General features: G+C 46.1%; 1 pseudogene. It reads left to right on the top strand.

Going from position 1 to position 230, the window contains the following annotated elements:
- Positions 1-230, top strand: a pseudogene (locus SB658_RS28090) (MFS transporter); the annotation flags it as partial.

The following is a 230-nucleotide window of genomic DNA, read 5'->3' as shown; positions in this document are numbered from 1 at the left end:
AAGTAAAAACGTATGGTTCGGTTTTGCCCTTTGCTTCTTTTTAGGGCTGTTCATGGCAGGCATGTTTGCAATAGCCCTAATCATCACGAATCATTTTTATCCCGGAAAGACAGAAACGACTACCAGTATTCTGCTCGCTTCAAACGGATTAGGAGGTTCACTCCTTCCGATCGCCGTCGGCTGGAGCTTAGATGAATATCCCGCACAAACTGCGTTCTGGCTGTTTACTG

It is taken from the genome of Bacillus sp. SIMBA_008, assembly GCF_046535495.1.
In the GTDB taxonomy this organism is placed as follows: Bacteria; Bacillota; Bacilli; order Bacillales; family Bacillaceae; genus Bacillus; species Bacillus subtilis.
The sequence above is the reverse complement of the archived record's forward strand: the minus strand, read 5'-3'. Positions and strand labels throughout refer to the sequence as shown.